The 20,367-nt window shown below is 57.9% G+C and carries 19 protein-coding genes; 4 read left to right on the top strand and 15 right to left on the bottom strand.

The window, feature by feature from the left end:
• Positions 1 to 313 precede the first annotated feature (313 nt).
• Positions 314 to 1,819 carry a lysine--tRNA ligase gene (lysS, locus tag VSQ30_RS06390; RefSeq protein WP_160641620.1) on the bottom strand — a complete coding sequence of 502 codons (1,506 nt, stop codon included), beginning with the start codon at positions 1,817 to 1,819 and terminating at the stop codon, positions 314 to 316.
• A gap of 28 nt (positions 1,820 to 1,847) precedes the next feature.
• Positions 1,848 to 2,330 carry a transcription elongation factor GreA gene (gene greA, locus VSQ30_RS06385; RefSeq protein WP_160641624.1) on the bottom strand — a complete coding sequence of 161 codons (483 nt, stop codon included), beginning with the start codon at positions 2,328 to 2,330 and terminating at the stop codon, positions 1,848 to 1,850.
• 292 nt (positions 2,331 to 2,622) lie between these two features.
• Here greA and VSQ30_RS06380 point away from each other — a divergent pair, with 292 nt between their 5' ends.
• Positions 2,623 to 3,726, top strand: a complete 1,104-nt coding sequence (locus tag VSQ30_RS06380; RefSeq protein WP_334462467.1) for an ISAs1 family transposase — start codon at positions 2,623 to 2,625, stop codon at positions 3,724 to 3,726.
• A 339-nt stretch (positions 3,727 to 4,065) separates the two neighbouring features.
• Here the strand turns inward: VSQ30_RS06380 and VSQ30_RS06375 are convergent, their stop codons facing one another.
• The 11 genes from VSQ30_RS06375 to aroE form a co-directional block, all read right to left on the bottom strand.
• The gene (locus VSQ30_RS06375) at positions 4,066 to 4,752 is read right to left on the bottom strand and encodes a cell wall hydrolase (protein ID WP_334462867.1); all 687 of its coding nucleotides are present in this window, start codon (positions 4,750 to 4,752) and stop codon (positions 4,066 to 4,068) included.
• A gap of 269 nt (positions 4,753 to 5,021) precedes the next feature.
• Positions 5,022 to 5,519 (bottom strand): GNAT family N-acetyltransferase, encoded by a 498-nt coding sequence (locus VSQ30_RS06370; RefSeq protein ID WP_334464807.1) that lies wholly within the window; start codon positions 5,517 to 5,519, stop codon positions 5,022 to 5,024.
• A 140-nt stretch (positions 5,520 to 5,659) separates the two neighbouring features.
• A complete protein-coding gene (locus VSQ30_RS06365; RefSeq protein ID WP_334462865.1) occupies positions 5,660 to 6,847 on the bottom strand; it encodes a bifunctional chorismate mutase/prephenate dehydratase in 1,188 nt (395 codons plus the stop codon).
• A 165-nt stretch (positions 6,848 to 7,012) separates the two neighbouring features.
• Positions 7,013 to 8,104, bottom strand: coding sequence for a chorismate synthase (aroC, locus tag VSQ30_RS06360; RefSeq protein ID WP_334462863.1), 1,092 nt, complete (start codon positions 8,102 to 8,104; stop codon positions 7,013 to 7,015).
• Positions 8,085 to 9,407: a 3-phosphoshikimate 1-carboxyvinyltransferase gene (gene aroA, locus VSQ30_RS06355; RefSeq protein ID WP_334462861.1), complete on the bottom strand. Its 1,323-nt coding sequence runs from the start codon at positions 9,405 to 9,407 to the stop codon at positions 8,085 to 8,087. Before aroA ends, aroC begins: the two co-directional genes overlap by 20 nt.
• Positions 9,404 to 10,450, bottom strand: a complete 1,047-nt coding sequence (aroB, locus tag VSQ30_RS06350; protein ID WP_334462860.1) for a 3-dehydroquinate synthase — start codon at positions 10,448 to 10,450, stop codon at positions 9,404 to 9,406. Before aroB ends, aroA begins: the two co-directional genes overlap by 4 nt.
• A gap of 144 nt (positions 10,451 to 10,594) precedes the next feature.
• Entirely contained in the window at positions 10,595 to 11,434 is an 840-nt protein-coding gene (locus VSQ30_RS06345; protein ID WP_334462859.1) for a prephenate dehydrogenase, read from the bottom strand.
• Positions 11,431 to 12,444 (bottom strand): 3-deoxy-7-phosphoheptulonate synthase, encoded by a 1,014-nt coding sequence (aroF, locus tag VSQ30_RS06340; protein WP_334462857.1) that lies wholly within the window; start codon positions 12,442 to 12,444, stop codon positions 11,431 to 11,433. Before aroF ends, VSQ30_RS06345 begins: the two co-directional genes overlap by 4 nt.
• A gap of 402 nt (positions 12,445 to 12,846) precedes the next feature.
• Positions 12,847 to 13,677 carry a hypothetical protein gene (locus VSQ30_RS06335; RefSeq protein WP_334462856.1) on the bottom strand — a complete coding sequence of 277 codons (831 nt, stop codon included), beginning with the start codon at positions 13,675 to 13,677 and terminating at the stop codon, positions 12,847 to 12,849.
• Positions 13,678 to 13,699: 22 nt separating this feature from the next.
• Positions 13,700 to 14,206, bottom strand: a complete 507-nt coding sequence (locus tag VSQ30_RS06330) for a shikimate kinase (RefSeq protein ID WP_334462855.1) — start codon at positions 14,204 to 14,206, stop codon at positions 13,700 to 13,702.
• Positions 14,203 to 15,087, bottom strand: a complete 885-nt coding sequence (aroE, locus tag VSQ30_RS06325; RefSeq protein ID WP_160641610.1) for a shikimate dehydrogenase — start codon at positions 15,085 to 15,087, stop codon at positions 14,203 to 14,205. Before aroE ends, VSQ30_RS06330 begins: the two co-directional genes overlap by 4 nt.
• 97 nt (positions 15,088 to 15,184) lie before the next feature.
• On the opposite strand from aroE, the gene acpP reads away from it, so the two are divergent.
• From acpP to VSQ30_RS06310, 3 genes are all read left to right on the top strand, one after another.
• The gene (gene acpP, locus VSQ30_RS06320) at positions 15,185 to 15,532 is read left to right on the top strand and encodes an acyl carrier protein (RefSeq protein ID WP_371721870.1); all 348 of its coding nucleotides are present in this window, start codon (positions 15,185 to 15,187) and stop codon (positions 15,530 to 15,532) included.
• A gap of 471 nt (positions 15,533 to 16,003) precedes the next feature.
• Positions 16,004 to 17,440, top strand: a complete 1,437-nt coding sequence (gene proS / locus VSQ30_RS06315) for a proline--tRNA ligase (RefSeq protein ID WP_334462852.1) — start codon at positions 16,004 to 16,006, stop codon at positions 17,438 to 17,440.
• Positions 17,441 to 17,530: 90 nt separating this feature from the next.
• Complete coding sequence (locus tag VSQ30_RS06310; RefSeq protein WP_334462850.1) at positions 17,531 to 17,941, top strand: VOC family protein; 411 nt, start codon at positions 17,531 to 17,533, stop codon at positions 17,939 to 17,941.
• A gap of 333 nt (positions 17,942 to 18,274) precedes the next feature.
• Here the strand turns inward: VSQ30_RS06310 and VSQ30_RS06305 are convergent, their stop codons facing one another.
• Together VSQ30_RS06305 and VSQ30_RS06300 are read right to left on the bottom strand one after the other, a co-directional pair.
• On the bottom strand, positions 18,275 to 19,609 hold the full coding sequence (locus VSQ30_RS06305) for an MATE family efflux transporter (protein ID WP_334462847.1): 1,335 nt from the start codon (positions 19,607 to 19,609) through the stop codon (positions 18,275 to 18,277).
• A gap of 3 nt (positions 19,610 to 19,612) precedes the next feature.
• A complete protein-coding gene (locus tag VSQ30_RS06300) occupies positions 19,613 to 20,359 on the bottom strand; it encodes a TrmH family RNA methyltransferase (protein WP_334462845.1) in 747 nt (248 codons plus the stop codon).
• Positions 20,360 to 20,367: the final 8 nt, after the last annotated feature.

The following is a 20,367-nucleotide window of genomic DNA, read 5'->3' as shown; positions in this document are numbered from 1 at the left end:
CACAAAAAGAGGGTCGAATCTTAACCCCCTTCTCAAAAAAATTTTTGAAATCCTTTTTAGTGCTTTTTTTTGCAACAAAAAAGCGCCTGCCCCACTTGTTTTGAAGTAGGACAGGCGCAAAAGAAAAAAAACCACTGAGTTCGCACTCAGTGGGGTAAATAAGAATTCCTATGAAGTGGCGTGAACTTGCGGGAAATCGCATAAGTTCCGAACACATTTTGGCGTAAGTCCGGCGTGAATCGGCGTAAACTATTGGCGTATGACCTCACGCCTGCTCTTACCTGTTCACGCATACAGACTTATAAAGACTTATTTAATCCAACGGCTTCATGGTCGGGAACAGCAGCACGTCCCTGATAGACTGCGCGCCGGTCAACAGCATCACCAGGCGGTCGATGCCCATGCCCATGCCCCCTGTGGGCGGCATACCATATTCCAGCGCCGTCAGGAAATCCTCGTCCACGTCGCAGGCCTCGTCATCCCCGGCAGCCTTCTGGGCGGCCTGGGCCTCAAAGCGCTCCCGCTGGTCAATGGGATCGTTAAGCTCGCTGAAAGCGTTGGCGTATTCGCCGCCGCAGATGAACAGTTCGAACCGCTGGGTATATTCCGGGTTCTCCGGATCCTTCTTGGCCAAAGGCGAAATATCTACCGGATGGCCAGTCAGGAAGGTGGGCTGCACCAGCTTTTCCTCACAGTATTCCTCAAAGAACAGGTTCAGAATGTCCCCCTTGCGGTGCCGCTGCTCAAAGGCAATGTGGTGCTCTTTTGCAAGCTCCCTTGCCTGCTCCAGGGTTTCCACCTGGGCAAAGTCCACCCCAGCATACTGCTTCACCGCCTCCACCATGCTGATGCGGGTAAAGGGCTTGTCCAGGTCAATTTCCACCCCGTCCCGCTCCACCTTGCCGGTGCCCAGCACTTTGTGGGCCACAGTGCGGATGAGATCCTCCGTAATGTCCATCATGCCGTTAAAGTCGGTGTATGCCTGATACAGCTCCAGCATGGTGAACTCCGGATTGTGCCGGGTGTCCATGCCTTCGTTGCGGAAGTTCCGCCCAATTTCATACACCCTCTCAAAGCCCCCTACAATCAGCCGCTTCAGATGCAGCTCCAGGGCAATGCGCAGATACATGTCCAAGTCTAAGGTATTGTGGTGGGTGATAAAGGGCCTTGCAGCGGCCCCGCCTGCCTGGGTGTGGAGCACAGGGGTTTCCACCTCCAAAAAGGCTTTGCCATCCAGATACTCCCGCACAGCGCTTATAATTTTCGAGCGCTTGGTAAATACATCCCGCACCTCAGGGTTCATAATGAGATCCAAATACCGCTGGCGGTATCTGGCGTCTGTATCCCGCAGGCCGTGATACTTCTCCGGCAAAGGCAGCAGCGCCTTGGAAAGGATGGTAATGCTGTCCGCCTTCACAGAAATCTCCCCGCGCTTGGTGCGGAAAGCCTCTCCCTCCACGCCTACAATGTCTCCGATATCTAGGGAGGCCATAAAGGTTTTGTAAGGCTCCTCCCCCATCACGTCAATTTTCGCGTAAATCTGCACCTGCCCGGACACGTCCCGCAAGTCCATAAAGGAAGCCTTGCCCATGCCCCGGCGGCTCATAATCCGCCCGGCCACAGACACCTTTTTCCCTTCCAGCTCCTCAAAGTTCTCCGCAATCTCCCGGGCCTTCTGCCCCGCGTCAAAGGTGACGTTCTGATAAGGATCCCGGCCCTGCTCCTGCATGGCGAAAAGCTTGTTCCTGCGTATCTGCAAAATTTCCTTTAAGTCCTGGCCGCCCTCTGCCTGCGGCGCCTGGGTGTTCTGTTCTGCCACTCCCTGCACTTCCTTTCCTGTTTTCTGCTCAAGAAATCGTTACCACCGTATAGGTGGAGAAGCCTGCCGGCGTTTCCACCTCCACCGTCTGGCCCACTGCCGCCCCCAGCAAAGCCTTGCCCACAGCGGATTCATCGGAAATCTTGCCGCCCCTGGGATCGGCCTCGTTAGAGCCTACAATTTTATACTCCTTGGTGGCCTTCTTGCCGGTGGCTGTCACCACAGCCACCTCTATTTTAGAGCCGATATGCACTGTCTCGTTGCTCAGCTCGCTTTCGTCAATGACCACCGCGTTTTTCAGCATAACCTCCACGTCGGCAATGCGGGCTTCCATAATGGCCTGGTCATTTTTAGCCTCGTCATATTCGCTGTTTTCCGAAAGGTCGCCAAAGGAAAGGGCCACCTTTATTTTTTCAGCCACTTCCCTGCGCCGCACAGTCTTTAAATATTCCAGCTCTTTTTCCAGGGCCGCCAGGCCCTCCTCTGTCACAAAAAACTGCTTCTCTGCCATGTCAACCGCCACACGGTGCAGAACGCCCGCAAAAAGGGAAACCCGCTTTCTGCGCCCGGCACCGTTCCTTTCTTCATATTTTTCACACTGGCCTGCTTTCCAGCATAGAAACTGCACCGGGTTTTCCGTATATTTTTTCCTCCCCCAGGCGGGGGAGGAAAAAAGCGGGGCCTGCGGTACATCACAATGGTCTATATTATACTGCATTTGGGCCGCCTTTGTCAATGGAAAATGCCCTTCTTGGCAGGGCGACAGCATTTAACTTTTTGTCGGAACATGGTAAAATAGAGGAATGGAAATAGAAAGATTAAAAACAGCACTGGAAAAGGTAGAGGACCCGAGAAGAACGGACCGAGGCCATGTACTGCACAAATTGGAGGACATTTTAATAATCGGATTGTGTACTCTGGTATGCAACGGCAGTGATTTTTCGGATATGGAGGATTTCGGAAGGGAACGGGAGGAATGGCTAAGGAACTTCCTGGAACTGCCAAATGGGATACCAGACAGTGACACATTCCGGCGAATTTTCGAGCGATTGAACCCTAAAATGCTGGCCGAAAGTCTGTATGACTGGCTGGCCAACAACCGAAAAGAAGGCAGTGTAATTGCAGTAGATGGTAAAACGATTTGTGGAAGCGGAAACCATAATCACAAGGCATATCATGTAGTAAGTGCTTTCGTGGCGGAAAATCAGGTCACTTTGGGAGAGATCGTTACCGAAGAAAAGTCCAATGAAATCACTGCTGTACCGGAACTTCTGGAGCTGTTGGAGATAAAAAACAATATCGTGACAGCGGATGCCATGAGTTGCCAGAAGGAGATCGTAAGAACAATTACCAGTAAAAAAGCTGACTATGTGATTGCCCTGAAAAGGAACCAGCCTGGACTACTGGAGAATGTTGTTCTGTATTTTGACAGCTTTCGGGAAGAAATCCCTCTGTTCAGCACAGATGAAAAAGACCATGGCCGAATAGAAAAACGGGAATACCGTTTATTAACAGACCTGTCCTGGCTGCCGGAACAGAAAGACTGGAGTGGCCTAAAGTCAGTGGGAGAGGTTCGCACAACTGTTACAAGGAATAGGGAAACTTCTACTGATACTCGGTATTTCATCTCCTCGCTAACCGAACTGCCACGTTTTGCCCATGCGGTACGATGCCATTGGTCTATTGAAAACCAGCTGCATTGGTGTCTGGATGTTATTTTTGACGAGGATAGCTCCAGAGCAAGGAAAGATATGTCACCGCTCAACCTGAATGTCCTTCGCAAGGTTGCTCTGTCTCTCTGTAAAAATTGTCAGAACCCTAATCTCCGTAAATCAAGCCTACAGAAACGCCGCTTCCGCGCTTCCCTTAATCCTGATACCTTCCTCTCCATTTTGTTGGGAACTTAAATGCTGTCGCCCTGCCCTTCTTGGAGCGCCGAAATCGCGCTTTTTATGCCTCCGGCCTAAAGCCTTGGGGCTTTGCCCCCAACCCCTTAAAAAGGGAACCGCTCCCTGCGGGAAAGGCTGGCCCTAATTTTATTAAATTTTTTTGTACTTTATTGCTTTACGTCCTCCGGTGAAATGCACAATCAAAATTTTTCAATTCACAAAAACTTGGTTTTTAGATCAAACCTTTTTTCAAAAAGGTTTGCAGGGTGTGGGACAGCGTCCCACGGCCTTGCGCCGGAGGCAAAGCCGCTCCAGGCAAAAAGCGCCCCTGCCACAGGGGCATGGGGCGCCGGGAAATCACGTATAACAGAAATAGATGGTGGTGCCTAAAATGCTGTCGTAATAGCTTTTATACACCCCGCCGCCGGTAATGACGCCGTTTTGGCCTGTCACGTTTGCCGGGGTTATGCTGCCGTTCTCCAGCAGGTATTTGGCGTTTGCAATGGTGCGGGCGTCAGGCTTGCGGTTTATCATGCCGTTATAAGCAGGAGGATACTGCCCTGGCTGATAGATAACCCCCCGGATGGTGTTGGGGAAAAGGGGGCTTTTCACCCGGTTAAGCACCACACTGCCTACGCACCTCTGCACCCAGTCGGGAATCCAGGTGCAGCCTGCCTCGGCATTGATAATCCGGGCCAGCAGATCCAAGTCCTCTTCCGTATACTTAGGCTTGCTGTCCGCCTCAATAGCCGCCAGGATTTCCGCCGCTGTGGTGTAGGTGGAGAAATAGCTGGTCTGCTTCTGGGGCAGCTTCAGGCTGGAAATCTTCAGGTTCCGCTGCTGTTCATAGATGGCCCCCACCTGCATGGCATATGTCCCGCCGTCCTTTAAGGCCCGGTTTATAGCCGCCAGGTAGTCCACATTGGGGTCATAGCTTTTCACCGTAATGTGGTCGGTAAGCCCCGCGGCAGAGGCGTGCAGGCCGCCTCCCAGGGGCCAGAGGATCAAGGCCGCCAGCAAAAGGGAAGGAAATAGCTTCTTCAAACGATCGAACCTCCTTTTGGAAAAGTTTGCCCGACCTGGGTATTGGCAGATTCTGCCAGTTCTATACAGCCCCGCCAAATTTTTTTGGCGCGCCGCCCGGCCGGGTCTACCCGCCATTATACCGAAGCGCCGCCCCAAAAAATGTCAAATGTGTAATCTTAAAAGCTATTTCCCGGCCTTTTGCCGTTTATTTCCCGGCAGGAACCGCCCTCCTCCCCTTTCTTCCCGCTGGTTCGCCCAGCAAGCGCCAGCTTTTCCCCAAGCGCCTGCTACAGCGTCTTTACCATGATGAAATCGTCCATCACATAGCCGCCGCCAATGTCTGTTTCCACCTTGTCCACCACCTGGAAGCCGTAGTGGCGGTATACCTCAAAGGCATGGGTATTCTCTTTGTTTACTGTAAGGCGGATAGCGGGCAGCCCTTCCTTCCGGGCCTGCTCCTCCACAAAGGCCAGGGCCTTGCCCACAGCCCCCTGGCCCCGGTATTCCGGCAGCAGGTATACCTTGCTTAAAAACATCTCCTCCCGCCCTTCATACCGGGGGGCAAAGCCGACAAACCCGGCGCTTTCGCCATTGCAGCACATCAGGTAATACTGGTAATTTTGGTGCGCCATCTGCTCCTTCACCGCATGGTCAGACTGGAACTTGTCCAGCATGTAATCCACCTGGCCCTGGGGCAGCAGGGCGTCATAGGTCAGGCGCCACACCCTGTCCGCTATCCGGCACAGGGTATCAATCTGCTCCTGGCTTTCCACTTTTTGCAGCACAATGCTCAAATAAACCATCCCTTTTCATAGTGTGTATGTGCAAATTTTTATGAACAAACTGTGAATACAGGTAAAATTCGGCGAAAAAGCGGGAATTTCTGCCGTTTTCTAACCGTTTTGTTACCACTGAAATATTCCTGTCATGCCTCTCCTGCTGCCTGCCGCTCGTCATAGTTTCCCAGGAAGGAAAACCGGGGCAGCTCGTCGTGCAGGGCGCAGATGAGGGCGAGGGTCTGGGGGTGGTGGAGGCAGCCGGTGAAGTCCAGATAAAAATCATACTCAAAGGCAGAGCCGGGAATGGGCCGGGACTCTATCTTCGTCAGGTTCAGGCCGCACACCGCAAAGCGCTCCAGCACATTGTACAAAGATCCTGTGGTGTGGGGCAGGGAAAAGCACAGGCTGATTTTCGTGGCATCCTCGGGAAGCAGGGGTTCCTTGGAGATGACCACAAAGCGGGTGGTATTGTTTTTCTCGTTCTGGATGCCCCGCTCCAGGATTTTCAGGCCGTATTTCTCCGCCGCTTCCTCCGAGCAGATGGCGGCAGTGCCGGCAGGGCACTCCCGGGCCACAAACTGGGCCGCTGCGGCTGTGTTGGAATATTCCACCGTCTCCAGGCCGTGAGCCTTGATATACTCCCCGCACTGGGAAAGCCCCTGGGGGTGTGACACCACCCGGCGGACAGGGCCTTCCCCGGCGGCGGCCAGGCAGTGCTCCACCTTCACATCCACAGCGCCTACAATATAAAAGCGGTACTGCAAAATCAGGTCGTAGACAGCGGTGACGCTGCCCGCGGCAGAGTTCTCCACCGGCAGCACCCCCAGGGACTCCGGCTCTTCCTCCACCGCCGCGAACACCTGCCGGAAGTCCGGCACAAAGGCGATGGGCGCCTGGGGATACAGCATGTTTGCCGCCTTGTGGGAATAGGCCCCTTCCACCCCCTGGCACACCACCCGGCTGGGAGCGGGCAGGGTGCGGCGGGCTGTTTTCTCCAGCTTGCGCAGTTCCTCCCCGCCTTCCAGAAGCTGGTGCTGCCTGGCGCGGCTGACTGCCATCATGGCGCTGTACAGTGCCTTGGCGCTAGGCCCGTATGCCCCGGCCCTTTCCGCCACCCGGTCTAAAATTTCCTGCTCCCGCTTAGGGGCATATACGGGGATGCCTGCCCCCCGCTTAATTTCCGCCACCCGCTCGGAGCAGTTCATCCGCTGCAAAAACAGGGGGAGGAGTTTTTCGTCTATGGCGTCTATTTCCCCCCGGATTTCTAAAAGCTTTTCCTGATATCCGTCTTTTTCCATATGTATCGTTACGCGGTATAGGCCTGTGACCTGCACCGCTCCTTTCTTTGTGTTTTTAAGAGTTTCCCGCCGGGGCGCAGGATCTTTCCGCCGGGGCGCATCACTTCCCGCCGGGGCGGGGCCTTTCTTCCCGGGAAGAAAGGCCCACGTCCCGAAGGGCGCGAAGCAGCTATGCTGCTTCGGCCCCGGCGGGAGCGCTGGCTACAGCAGGCCGCTTTGGGCTAAAAGCTCCAGGGAGGCAAGGCAGGCCGCCGCTTCCACCACAGGGGCGGCCCGGGGCACAATGCAGGGATCGTGCCGCCCGGTGACCGCCAGCTTTTCGTTTTCGTGGGTTTGCAGGTTTACGGTGTCCTGCTCCTGGGCGATAGAGGGGGTGGGCTTGAAGGCCGCCCGGAAGATGAGGGGCATACCTGTGGTGATGCCGCCTAAAATCCCGCCGGCATTGTTTTGGCTGGTTCTCACCCTGCCGTAGCTGTCATAATAAAAGGGATCGTTATTTTCGCTGCCCCGCAGGGACGCGGCGGAGAAGCCCGCCCCAAACTCCACCCCTTTTACGGCCGGGATGCCGAACAGAATGGAGGAAAACAGGTTTTCCGCCCCGCCGAACATGGGGTTCCCCGCCCCGGCAGGCAGGCCTGTGACGGCGCACTCCACCACGCCCCCCACGCTGTCCTGGCTTAAACGGGCTTCCTCAATTTTTGCCCGCATGGCTTCTTTGGCGGCGGCATCAATGACCGGGAAATAATCCCCATTTAAGCGCTTTAAAAGCTTTCCCGGCACCTCCACCGGGTCAAAGGGCGTGTCCGTAACCCCGGCTATCATCTGCACATGGGAGCCTGCCAGAATGCCCCGCCGGGCCAGAATCTGCCGGGCCACAGCCCCTGCCAGCACCAGGGGCGCTGTGAGCCTGCCGGAAAAATGCCCGCCGCCCCGGATATCGTGAAAGCCCTTATAGCGCACAGAGGCGGTGAAATCCGCGTGGCCGGGACGGGGGCGCAGGCGGAGGTTTTCGTAGTCTTTAGACCGCTGGCTGGTGTTTTGGATGACGGCGCACAGGGGCGCCCCTGTGGTTACGCCGTTTAAGAGGCCGCAGAGGATTTCCGGGGCATCCGGCTCCTTGCGGGTGGTGGCGGTGGGATCCTGCCCCGGCGCCCGGCGGGCCATCTGGGCCAGCAGCCCCTCCAGGCTGATCTCCTCCCCGGCGGGCAGGCCGTCCATATTCACCCCAATGGCCTGGGTATGGCTGCCGCCGAAAATGCTGATTCTGATTCTTTCACCCCAACTGGACGACATGGGCGCTCCCTCCCAATTTTCTGAAATCTTCGTAAAAGTCCGGGTAGGTTTTCCGGACGGCCCAGGCGTCTGTCACCTGCACAGGGGCGCTGCTGCGAAGGCCCGCCCCGGCCAGGGCCATCAGCACCCGGTGGTCGTTATGGCCCTGGGCTATGCCACCTGCAAGGCGCTGGACCCCCTGGATGATAAGCGCGTCCTCCTCTGCCTTGGCGCGGCCCCCCAGGGCGCTGACAGCCTCCTCCATGGCGGCAAGGCGGTCGCTTTCCTTCAGGCGCAGGCGGCCCGCGTTTACCAGCCGGGTTTCCCCGCCGCTTAAGGCGGCGCAGACGGACAGGGCCGGGGCCATGTCTGTAATCTGGGCCATGTCTACCGTTTGGCCTGTAAGGCCCCCGAAGGGCTTTTCCGGGTGGAGGTTCTGGGCAATGAGCCAGCCCTCCTCCCAATGGGTGTGCAGGCCAAAGGATCCAAACACTTCCACGCAGGCCATATCCCCCTGGAGGGAATGGGGGGAAAGGCCCCCTATGCGCACCTGGGCGCCCTGGGGGGACAGGGCCGCCATATTGAGGAAGAAGGCGGCCTGGGACCAGTCCCCCTCCACATGGTAGTCCCGGGGGAGGTATTGCTGCCTGCCGGGGACGCGCCAGCCCTGGGCTGTTTTCTCGGTTTTCACCCCGAAGTCCTGGAGCACTGCCAGGGTCATGTCTACATAGCCTACAGACTCCAGGGGGGAGGTGAGGCGGATTTCGCTGTCCCCGGGAAGCAGGGGCAGGGCAAAGAGCAGGCCTGTGACAAACTGGGAGCTGATATCCCCGGGCAGCTCAAAAAGGCCGGGGGCAAGCTGCCCCTCTATTTCCAGAGGCAGGCCACCCTCTGTGACAAAAGACACCCCGTGGGCGGGGAGCAAATCCCCATATACCCCCAAGGGCCGCTGGGGAAGCCTTCCGCTGCCTGTAAAGCGCCAGCGGCCCCCCAGGGCGGCGGCGATGGGGATGATAAACCGCAAAAGGCCGCCGGACTCCCGGCAATGGATTTCCCCTTCCTTAGGGCAGGGGGATGTTTTTTCCACCAACATGGTTTTTGCGGAAGGGTTGTGCCCTACGGCGCAGCCCAGGGCCTTTAAGGCCTCCATGGTGGCGGCGATATCCTCGCTGACCGCCATATTGGAAAGCAGGCACCGTCCTCCGGAAAGCCCGGCACAGAGCAGCGCCCTGTGGGCAGCGCTCTTGCTGGGGGGCATCACCACGCTGCCCCCGGAAAACCCGGGGCCGTATACAACCTGGTACATGGCTTTTCCCCCTTTCATACCAGCGCCTCCAAAAGCGCCTTGCGGGTGATGGGATAGATGACGCTTTCCCCTATTTCCGTAAGCAGGATGAGCCGCAGGGTGTCCCCGTCGCTTTTTTTGTCCAGGGCTGTGGCCTCCACCACCTGCTCCGCTGTGAAGGCATCCTCAGTGGGCAGGCCATACTGGGCAAGGACTGCCCGCACCTGTTCCGCTGTGCCCGGCTGTGTGACGCCCAGGCTTTCCCCGGCCCGGCAGGCCATCACCATGCCGACACCCACTGCTTCCCCATGGGCCAGGCCTTTAAAGCTGTGGAGCTTTTCCAGGGCGTGGCCGAAGGTGTGGCCGAAATTTAAAATCATGCGCCGGCCTGTGTCCCGGGTGTCGGCCTCCACAAAATCCCGCTTGATGGCAACGGAACGGCCGATAACCTCCTCTAGGCTGTGAAGGGCCGCGCCTGCCTGCAAATCCGCAAAAAGCTGTTTATCCGCAATGCAGCCGTGCTTGATAAGCTCTCCCATGCCGTCCCGGAAAAAATAGTCCGGCAGGGTGCGCAGGGCTTCTGTATCTGCCGCCACAGCCATGGGCTGGTGGAAGGCCCCCACCAGGTTTTTGCCGAAGGGCAGGTCTACCCCGGTTTTGCCCCCCACGCTTGCATCCACCATGGACAAAAGGGAGGTGGGCGCCTGGAAAAAGTCTATGCCCCGCAGGAAGGTGGCGGCGGCAAAGCCGCCCATATCCCCTGTGACGCCGCCGCCCAGGGTAACGATGAAGTCTGTGCGGGTGAAGCCTGCCTCGGACAGGGCCTTGTACATGTCACAGATGGTGCTTATCTGCTTGTGCTCCTCCCCGGCGGGGAACACGAAAGCAGACACCTGAAAGCCCGCCTGCTCCAGGGAGGCCTTCGCCCGCTCCCCGTACAGGGGGAACACGTTTGTTTCGCTGACGATCATGGCCTTTGTACCGGGCTTTTTGTGCCGGGCGGCAATTTCCCCAATCCGGCCCAGGACTCCCGGCTCTATGGTGACCCGGTAGGGCCTGTCTGTCCGCACGTCTATAGTCATGTGGCTTTTCACTCCTTTTGGATTTGTCTCTGGGCAGTTGCCTCACCTTTGCCCGGACGGCAAAACCGGCGCGGCCGGTTTTAGGGGGCTTGCCCCCGCGCTTCTTGCCCCGCAGGGGGAGGAAGCGCGCCGTCCGGGGGACGGTCAGCCGTTCTCCCGCTTTGCGTCCCCGGCTTTGCGCAGGAGGGCCTGCAGAGGCTCCTCCTCCCCTGCCGCGATGGCCTGCCGGAAGCGGCTTAGGTCGCCTATAAGCTGGTCAAGCTCTTCTGTGAGGGGTTCCCGGTTGTCCAGGAAAAGCCTTGCCCACAGGGCGTGGTTAATATCTGCCACCCGGGAAACGTCCCGGTAGCTGCCGGCGGAAAAGCCCCTGTGATCTTTGCACCGGGGGCTGAGCACATAGGCGCAGGCCAGCACGTGGGGCACCTGGGAGGTGTAGGCTATCATCCTGTCGTGGTGCTCCGGGGTGGTGCGGACAATCTGCCCGAAGCCCATGGAGAGGGCTAAAGCCTCCACCTCCCCCACCGCCCATTCCGGGGCGGCGCAGGGGGCGATGAGATAGGAAGCGCCCATAAAGATGCTGGGATCGCTTGCGGCAAAGCCGCTTTTCTCCTTCCCCGCCATGGGGTGCCCGGCTACGAAAACGTATCTGCCCTTATGGGCCAGCTTCTCCATGCCCGCGCACACCGCGGCTTTTATGCCGCAGGCGTCTGTGACAATGCAGTTTTCCTTCAGGGCGCTTCCATGGGCCTCCATAAAGGCCAAGGCCCCCTGGGGGTATACGCACAGGTACACCACATCTGCCCGGGCAAGCTCCGCAGGCCCTGCTTTGCCGTCTATGGCCCCGCAGGAGCAGGCGTCCAGCAAAGCGCCTTCATCCCTGTCTATGCCGTAAACCCGGTGGCTGGTGCGCTGCTTCAGGGCTTTGGCAATGGATCCGCCGATAAGCCCCAGGCCCACCACTACAATGTCCTTGCCAGCGCTCATAAGGTTTCCACCATCTGGGAAACTTTTGTCACCTTCCGGGCAAGCTTTTCAAACTGGGCCGGGGTGATGGACTGGGCGCCGTCGCACAGGGCATGGCTGGGGTCGTTATGCACCTCGATAATCAGGCCGTCGGCCCCGATGGCGGCGGCTGCCACAGCCAAAGGCTCGATGAGCCAGTTAAGCCCTGAGGCATGGCTGGGATCTACCACCACAGGCAGATGGGACAGCCGCTTTAAGACAGGCACGGCGGAGATGTCCAGGGTGTTGCGGGTAATGGTCTCATAGGTGCGGATGCCCCGCTCGCACAGAATGACCTGCTCGTTGCCTTCTGCCATAATGTATTCCGCGCTCATTAAAAGCTCCTCAATGGTGTTTGCAAGGCCCCGCTTCAGGAGGATGGGCTTGTGGAGCTTTCCAAGCTGCTTTAAAAGCTCGAAATTCTGCATGTTCCGCGCCCCCACCTGGATGACGTCCACATCCTCAAACAGGGGCAGGTGCTCGATGCTCATAATCTCTGTGACAATGGGCAGGCCCGTTTCCTTTTTGGCTTCCCGCAGAAGCTCCAGGCCCTGGGCTTTCATGCCCTGGAAAGCATAGGGGCTGGTGCGGGGCTTGAAGGCGCCGCCCCGCAAAAACTGCGCCCCGGACTGCCCCACGCTTTTCGCCACGCTGATAATCTGCTCCCGGCTCTCCACAGAGCAGGGGCCTGCGATAAGCGCCAGGCCGCCCCCGCCGATTTTCCGGCCCCCGGGCAGGGTGACTGCCGTATCGCCCGGGTGGAACTTCCGGTTTGCCTTTTTATAAGGCTCCTGCACCCGGCGGACAGCCTCCACCACGTCCTGGGCGGCGATATATTCGTCGTCAATGGCGGTGGTGTCGCCGATAAGGCCCAGCACAGTGCTGTGGGTGCCCACCCAGGTGTTCACCTGCACGTCATAGTTTTGGGTGAGGCGGCGGATGAAGGACTCCACCAGCTCCTGCCCCTGGTTTGGTTTTAATACGATAATCATGTCATTTTCCCCTTCCTAAGTTTGCAGGCCAAAGCGCGCCGCAAACAAAAAAGCAGGGCCGCTTTGGGCCCTGCCGTAAAATTTCCGCTGTATTCCCCGCGCCGGATTCCTTCCCAGGCCCCGGCAAGTGAAGCCCGGGATTTTTAAGCGCAGGGCGGAAAGCAGCCGCCCAGCTTTGCACACGCGCGAAAAGCCCGCGCGGTAAATCGCAGGCTGTAAGCATAGAGGCTAAATCGTTTTGTGAGCATGGGCTTCATAGCGGTTTTCCTTCCGTTTATAGCGTTTGTTGCTCTTAAATTTTACTACTGCAAAGCGCTGTTGTCAAGAATTTTTTGCAGGGGGCTGTATGGGCAGCGCGGTTCAAAAGAATGAAAAGCGGTACATGCTGATTTTCAAGGGCGTTTAGGGCAGCCTGGAAAGGGCCATGCCAAGGCCGCAGGAAAGGAGGTTTGCCACAAGGGCATACCGGCAGGCCCGGCCAGGGGGCTGGCGCTCCCTGCTGCACCTGCCGATAAGGAGGGAATATACCGCAGCCTCCAGGATGAACACGGCCAGCTCCAGCACCGCGAACCAGAACCAGAAGGCCCAGGGGCCTTTCCAGTAAGTGATGAGGTACAGGGAAATGTACAGCAGCCCCTGGGTGATGAGGTTTGTGCCGGCAAAGAGGAGAAGCTGCTTTTTTTCCCGGTATCCGAACAAGAGGGCCAGCCCCGCTTCCAGCAGGATGGTGAGGGCCGCCCGCAGGGCCGCCCGGGACAGGCCCCGGCTGTAATCGTAGGAAGCCCGCACCTGCATCCCGCCGCCGGAAACAGCGCAGTGGAAATAGCTTTCAAAGGCATAGCGCTCTAAAACGCCGCTTGTGAGGAAGGCACCTGTTTCCGGGAAATAAAGCAATATTTTGAAGACATCCGGGGGATGGTACCCCCAGGTGAAGCCCTGGGCGTCTGTGCAGTACCAGTATTCCTGCAGGAAATAAAAGCCGTCCGGATCTTCATAGCGGGCGAATTTCTGCCAGATTTCATACTCCTCCTCTGTAAGGCGCTCGTTCCTGCTGTACCCGTCCCAGGCCTGGTAAGGCCCCCAGGGGCTTTCGCCGGAGAGCAGGGTGGCATATGCCTTTTCCCCGGAAATGCCGCTGATGGTGACAGTGGTGCTGGGCTTGGGGCCAATGTCCGCCCGGGCGGGAAGGGGCAGGAGCATGGCGAGCAGCAGGCAGCACAGAAAGGCCGGCATCCATTTTTTCCTCATACGCGCTTCACAGCCCCAGGTTTACAATGCGCCTTGCCACCACCACAGGGGGCGCGCCCGCGTCTACGGTAACGTCCGCCGCTGCCCGGTACAAAGGGGCGCGCTGGTAGAAAAGCTCCTCAATGACCTGCCGGCGGTTGGGCTTTTGCAGCAGGGGCCGCCTTTTGTCATTTTTCAGCCGCTCCTGCAGGGCAGGCAGGGGCACGTCTAAAAAGAGGATGACAGCCCCGTTCTGGTGGAAAAGCTCTACATTATGGGGGAACAGCACAGTGCCCCCGCCGCTTGCCACCACCAGCCCCGCCTGCCGGGACACCTCCTCTACGGCCCGGGCCTCCCGCTGCCGGAAGCCCTGCTCTCCGAAACGGGCAAAAATTTCTGTGATGGACATGCCTTCCCGCTGCTCGATGTATTTGTCCAGGTCGCACAGCTCCCGGCCCAGAAGCTTTGCCGCCCGCCTGCCCACGCTGGTTTTGCCGCAGCCCATAAAGCCGCAGAGCACGATGTTGCCGGTCATGCTTCATTCCTCCCAAAGGTTTTTTCCATTTCCGCTGCAGCGTCCCGGCACAAGGCCTCTATATCCTCCGGGCAAAACCGGGTTCCATACCAGATTTCATGGGCCTGCACCGCCTGGTATACCAGCATTTCCATGCCGCCCACAGCCTTGGCCCCCGCCTTTTCCGCAAACCGCAGAAGCTGGGTGCGCCCGGGGTTATACACCGCGTCGAACACAGCCCTGCACCGGGCCGCCACCCCTTCCGGCACAGGGCTTTCCCCGGCGCGGGGAACCATGCCTACGCTGGTGCAGTTTATGAGAAGGTCGAAGCTTTGGGAGGCGTCCAGCCTAAGCTCCTCATAGGTTTCTGTTCTGACAAGGAAGCCTTTATCCCCCCGCCTGCGGGCAAAAGCGGCAAGCTCCCGGGCCAGGGCGTCCGCTTTCTCCCGGGCAGCGGGGCGGTGGGCGATGGTGATAGCAAAATCCTGCACGCTTTGGGCCGCTTCAAAGGCAATGGCCCGAGCCGCGCCCCCGTTTCCCAGCAGCAGCAGGCTGCCGGAAAAGGACAGGCCATGGTTTTCCAGGGCCTTCCGGCACCCGGCCCCGTCGGTAGTGTACCCTATCAGTTTTCCGTCCCTGACCTGCACCGTATTCACAGAGCCAAAGGCTTTGGCTGCCGGATCCACCTCATCCAAAAAAGGCAGGATGGCGCTTTTGTGGGGGATGGTGATATTAAAGCAGTGGAGGCCCCGAAGCCGCGGCAGGGCTTCCGCCAAATCCGGCACGTCCAGCACCTGGTATTCCAGGGGGATGCCCGACAGGGCAAACAGGCGCTTATGGATAAAGGGGGACATGGTATGGCCGATGGGGTGGCCGATGACGGCCGCTTTTTGTACATCCATGGATTTTTCCTCTTTTCTGGGAAATTTTTTTATGGAAAGGCAAAAAATTTTCTCTGTAAGGTTGACAAAGCGGGGCGCAGTCAATACAATGTAGGAGATGGATGCGTGCCCGCGCGTATGGATTGTATCATATTCGGGCCGGTTTTGTCCATATCTGCCGGGCACCCGGCCGGAAACAAATTTTTGTATATCATCAATTTTTCAGGAGGTAAACAGTATGGTACTGGAAAAAATCAAGACGATTCTCAGCGAGCAGTTTGACGTGGAAGAGGACAACATCACCACGGAAACCACTTTGCAGGACGACCTGGGAGCCGATTCCCTGGACGTGGTGGATTTGCTCATGTCCATTGAGGACGAGTTTGAGGTGGAAATCCCGGACGGCGAGGTGGAAAACATCAAGACTGTAGGCAGCCTGGTGGAGTACATCGAGTCCCATTCCTAAAAATACGCATAACCTGCAGCCCGGGCCAGAGCCTGGGCTTTTTTGCATAAGGCTTGCAATACCGCTGTGCCTGTGCTATAATGATTACGGATGAAATCAATATGAGGCATGGCCCTCAAAAAAGAAACCCCGGAGATGGCACTCTCCGGGGTTCTTTTGTGCTCTGTGCTTACTTGCCTTTGCGTTTCCCATCAAGCCACTTGCAGAGGCAGCAGTATATGTAATTTGCTGCTACGCTCGCTGCGATGGAAAGGATGAAATCAATACAAACTGACACGGCCCTCACCCCCTCTCCTTGCCAGTGTGGGGGTAGGCAAGCACCTGTATTATACCATACTTCTGGCGGGGATGGAAGAAAAAGGCCGAAAAATGGCAGGCAGGCGGCCAGGGCGGGGCAAAAACACTTGCAAAACCGCGGCTGTGCCTTTATAATATTTCCTATATGCTGTCAGCGAAAGGATTGTTAAGTTTATGGCGCAGAAAAAAATGGTCAACGACATCACTTCTATGGACGTGGATTTTGCCCAGTGGTATACGGACATTGTGAAGAAGGCCCAGCTTGCCGACTATTCCGGCGTGAAGGGCTGCATTGTATACCAGCCCTACGGCTATGCCATCTGGGAGAACATCCAGCAGGATATGGACAGGCGCTTTAAGGAGGCCGGGGTGCAGAACGTATATATGCCCATGCTTATCCCGGAAAGCCTGCTGCAAAAGGAAAAGGATCACATTGACGGCTTTGCCCCCGAGTGCGCGGCCGTAACCCAGGGGGGCGGGGAAAAGCTTTCCGAGACGCTTTATGTGCGCCCCACCAGCGAGGTGCTTTTCTGCGAGCACTATCAGAAAATCATCCACTCCTACCGGGACTTGCCCAAGCTTTACAACCAGTGGTGCTCTGTTATGCGCTGGGAAAAAACCACCCGGCCTTTCCTGCGGGGCATGGAGTTTTTGTGGCAGGAGGGCCACACCATGCACGAAACCGCCGAGGAGGCACAGGCGTTCACCTTGAAGATGCTGAAAATTTATGAGGACGTGTACCGGGAAACCCTGGCTATCCCGCCGGTGGTGGGCAGAAAAACAGAAAAGGAAAAATTCGCTGGGGCCGAGGCCAGTTATACCCTGGAGCCTATGATGCATAACGGCGTGGCCCTCCAGGGCGGCACCACCCACTATTTCGGGGACGGCTTTGCAAAGGCCTTTGGCATCCAGTTTACCGGCCGGGACAACTCCCTGCAGGCCCCTTACCAGACCTCCTGGGGCATGAGCACCCGCTTAATCGGCGCGGTGATTATGGTGCATGGCGACGACAACGGCCTGGTGCTGCCCCCCAGGGTGGCCCCGGTGCAGGTGGTTATCGTGCCCATTGCCCAGCACAAGCCCGGCGTGCTGGAGAAGGCAAAGGAAATCTGCGACGGGCTGAGCCGGACGTTCCGGGTGAAGCTGGACGACAGCGACAACTCCCCGGGGTGGAAGTTTGCCCAGTATGAGATGCAGGGGGTGCCCCTGCGGCTGGAAATCGGGCCGAAGGATATGGAAAACGACCAGTGCGTGCTGGTGCGCAGGGATACCGGGGAAAAGCAGTTCACATCCCTGGAGGGCCTGGAGGACGTTATAAAGGCCCTGTTGGACACCATCCACGGGGATATGCTGGTTCGCGCCCAGAAAAACATGGAGGAAAAAACCTTCACAGCCCACAACCACGAGGAATTTTTGGATATTGCCCAGAACAAGCCCGGGTTTATCAAGGCCATGTGGTGCGGGGATTCCGCCTGCGAGGACAAGCTGAAGGAGGAGACAGGCGGGGTGAAGTCCCGCTGCATCCCCTTTGAGGAGGAGCATATCTCCGACGTGTGCGCCTGCTGCGGCAAGCCCGCAAAGCACATGGTGTATTGGGGAAGGCAGTATTAGTGAAAATATAGAGGAAAGGGACGGTACCGGGCGCAAAAAGCCGTCGTTTTATAGCTTTTTGTGCGTATCCTGTATCGCATGGCGACTTTTATGTCAACCGCCTATTTTGGCATCGGCATTTATGTGAAGGGCAGCGTGGAAGCGGCAAAGCTTTACTGCGAGGCCTTTGGGCTGGAGCTGGGCTATCACGTTTTGAACGAGGATGGCAGCTACTTCCATTCGGAACTGGTGAAGAATGGCGAGCCTGCCCTTTCTGTGGTGGAGGCCCCGGCTGCCCCTGGGGGGAACCCTGTTGAACTGGGCTATACCTTTAGCTGCCGGGAAGATCTGGAGCGGGCCTTTGCCCTTTTGAAGGCGGGCGGCAAGGTGAAGCTGGAGCCGGGGGAACTGCCCTGGTCCCCCCTGGCGGCTACGGTTACCGACCGCTTTGGCGTGAACTGGTTCCTAAGCCTGCCCCAGCACCTGCCGCCGGAGGATTTTAAGCCTGCGGGCTTCCAGTGACCCTACAGGCCAGTCTGGCCTACGCATCCAAACGCAAAACACAGAATAGGCTTTTACTATAAAGCACCCTGGAGGAAAGCAAATCCCTCCAGGGTGCTTTTGCACGCGTGTTCAGGTTTAGGCTGGCTCTCCCAACAGCAGGCGGCGCTTTTTAGAACCTGTATTCATAATCGAAATTGCCAGATGAGCGAGAATTTTTGAAGCCAATCAAGGCAAATATTTCGCAAACGCATGTATGCGTTCGGCAGGCAAACGTTAGCCGGAGGCTAACGTTTGCGCCTCTGCAAGAAAATTTAACACAGAGTGGCTTCAAAAAGGCCGCTCAGATGGTGGTTACAGGTTGTGAACACAGGTTCTTTGGTACAGGAGCAGGCCGGCGGCATCTGCCAAGGCCCAGCCGATGGGGATTGACCACCAGATGCCTATGACGCCTAAAGCGGGGATGGCGGAAAGGACATAGGAGAGGGCCACCCGGGTGCCCAGGGAGATAATTGTGAGCACCACAGAGACGGCGGGTCGGCCCAAGGCCCGGTACAGCCCATAGAGCAGGAACAGGCAGCCAATGCCGCAATAAAACGGCCCGATAATGCGGAGGTACTGGACACCCTGGGCGATGATGGCGGTTTGGGAGGCGTCCACGAAAATGAGCATCAGGGGCTTTGCCAGGAACCACAGGGCCAGGGAAACCAGCAGGCAATAGGACACAGAGGTGAGCACGCCCCAGCGCACCCCTTTTTTGATGCGCCCTGTCTCCCCTGCCCCCCGGTTTTGGGCGATGAAGGTGGAAAAGGCGTTGCCAAATTCCTGGGCGGGCATGTAGGCAAAGGAATCTATCTTCACCCCGGCGGCAAAGGCCGCCATCACGGTGGTGCCGAAGCTGTTCACCAGCCCCTGCACCATGAGGATGCCCAGGTTCATGACCGACTGCTGCAGGCAGGTGAGGAAGGAATACCGGACGATTTCCCCCAGCCCCGCTTTTTCCACCCGGAAGCTTTTGAAAGCTTGGCGCAGGGGCTGGTTTTTCCAGAGGGTATACAGGGCGATGCCTATGCCGGAGATGTATTGGGCTATTACTGTGGCTGCCGCCGCCCCTGCGGCCCCCTGCCTCCACACAGCCACCAGCAGGATGTCCAGGCCGATATTCAGAGCGGTGGACAGGCCCAGGAACAGCAGGGGCACCACAGAATCCCCCAGGGCTTTCAGGTAGGCTCCGAAGAAGTTATACAGGGCTATGGCGGGGATGCCCCAGAACACCAGGATCAGGTATTCCCGGGCCATGGCGGCAATTTCCCCGGGAATATTCATCCAGCGGATAATCCCATCCACCCCCAGCAGGGCGCAGGCTGTGAGCAGGCCCCCCAGGGCTGCTGTGAGGGCAAAGGCGCTGGCTATGCTGCTTTGGAGCCGCTGGGGGTTCCGGCTGCCAAAGCACAGGGAAAACACCACCCCGCTGCCCATGCACAGCCCCAGCAGGACAGAGGTGAGGAAGGTCATCAGCGCAAAGGCGGATCCCACTGCCGCCAAGGCCCCGGGGCCTACAAAGCGGCCCACCACCCAGGTGTCCACCAGGTTATAGCCCTGCTGCAAAAGGTTTCCCAGAATCATGGGCAGAGCAAAGGCACACATGGTTTGAAACACAGGGCCTTTTGTCAGATCTTTTTGAAACATGGTTCATTTCTCCATTCCAGCCGGGTTTTTCTGTGTGAACAAAAATGTGCCTATGGCCACGGAAACCGCCAGGTTCAGGGAATCTACCGCGCTGCTTTGGGGAATGAACAGGCTTTGCCCATAGGTCTGGTACACGGGAGGCAGGCCGGCAGCCTCGTTGCCGAAAACAAGGGTGTAGCAGGGGGACTGGGGGCAGCTTTCCGGGGTGAGCACCCTGCCCCCGTCCAGCATGAAGGGGAAGATCTCCCGGCCCTGGCCATGGGCCTGGAGATAGGCGGGGAAATCATCAAAGCGCTCTGTTTCCAACTGGAAGCAGGCCCCCATGCTGGCCCGCACCACCTTGGGGTGCCACTGATCCGCCCCGCCGCCGATAAGGGCCAGGTTCCGGACGCCAAAGCCCAGCAGGGTGCGCATGATGGTGCCCAGGTTCCCCATATCGCTTGGCTCCACCAGGGCCGCGTGGGGCGCTCCCGGCTGCAGGGCGCCGGGGTATTTCAGGAACTCCCCGGCGGCATAGCACGCTTCCTTCTGGGCAATGCGCTCCAAGGCCCTGGGCCACAGCAGGCAGGGCACGCCCAGTTTTTCGCAGCGGCTGAGGAGCTTCTCCCGCTCCCGGAAATCTTCCCGGAAGTATACTGCCCGGACGGCTTTTGGCCTGTGTGACAGCAGCTCGAAGGTGGGGAAAGGGCCGAGGGCATAGGAATGGGGAAAATCCTTCTTATATTTTTTCGGCAGCTCCCGCTGTTCCATGGACGGGC

The sequence above is a fragment of the Acutalibacter sp. JLR.KK004 genome (assembly GCF_036941085.1).
In the GTDB taxonomy this organism is placed as follows: Bacteria; Bacillota; Clostridia; order Oscillospirales; family Acutalibacteraceae; genus Acutalibacter.
The sequence above is the reverse complement of the archived record's forward strand: the minus strand, read 5'-3'. Positions and strand labels throughout refer to the sequence as shown.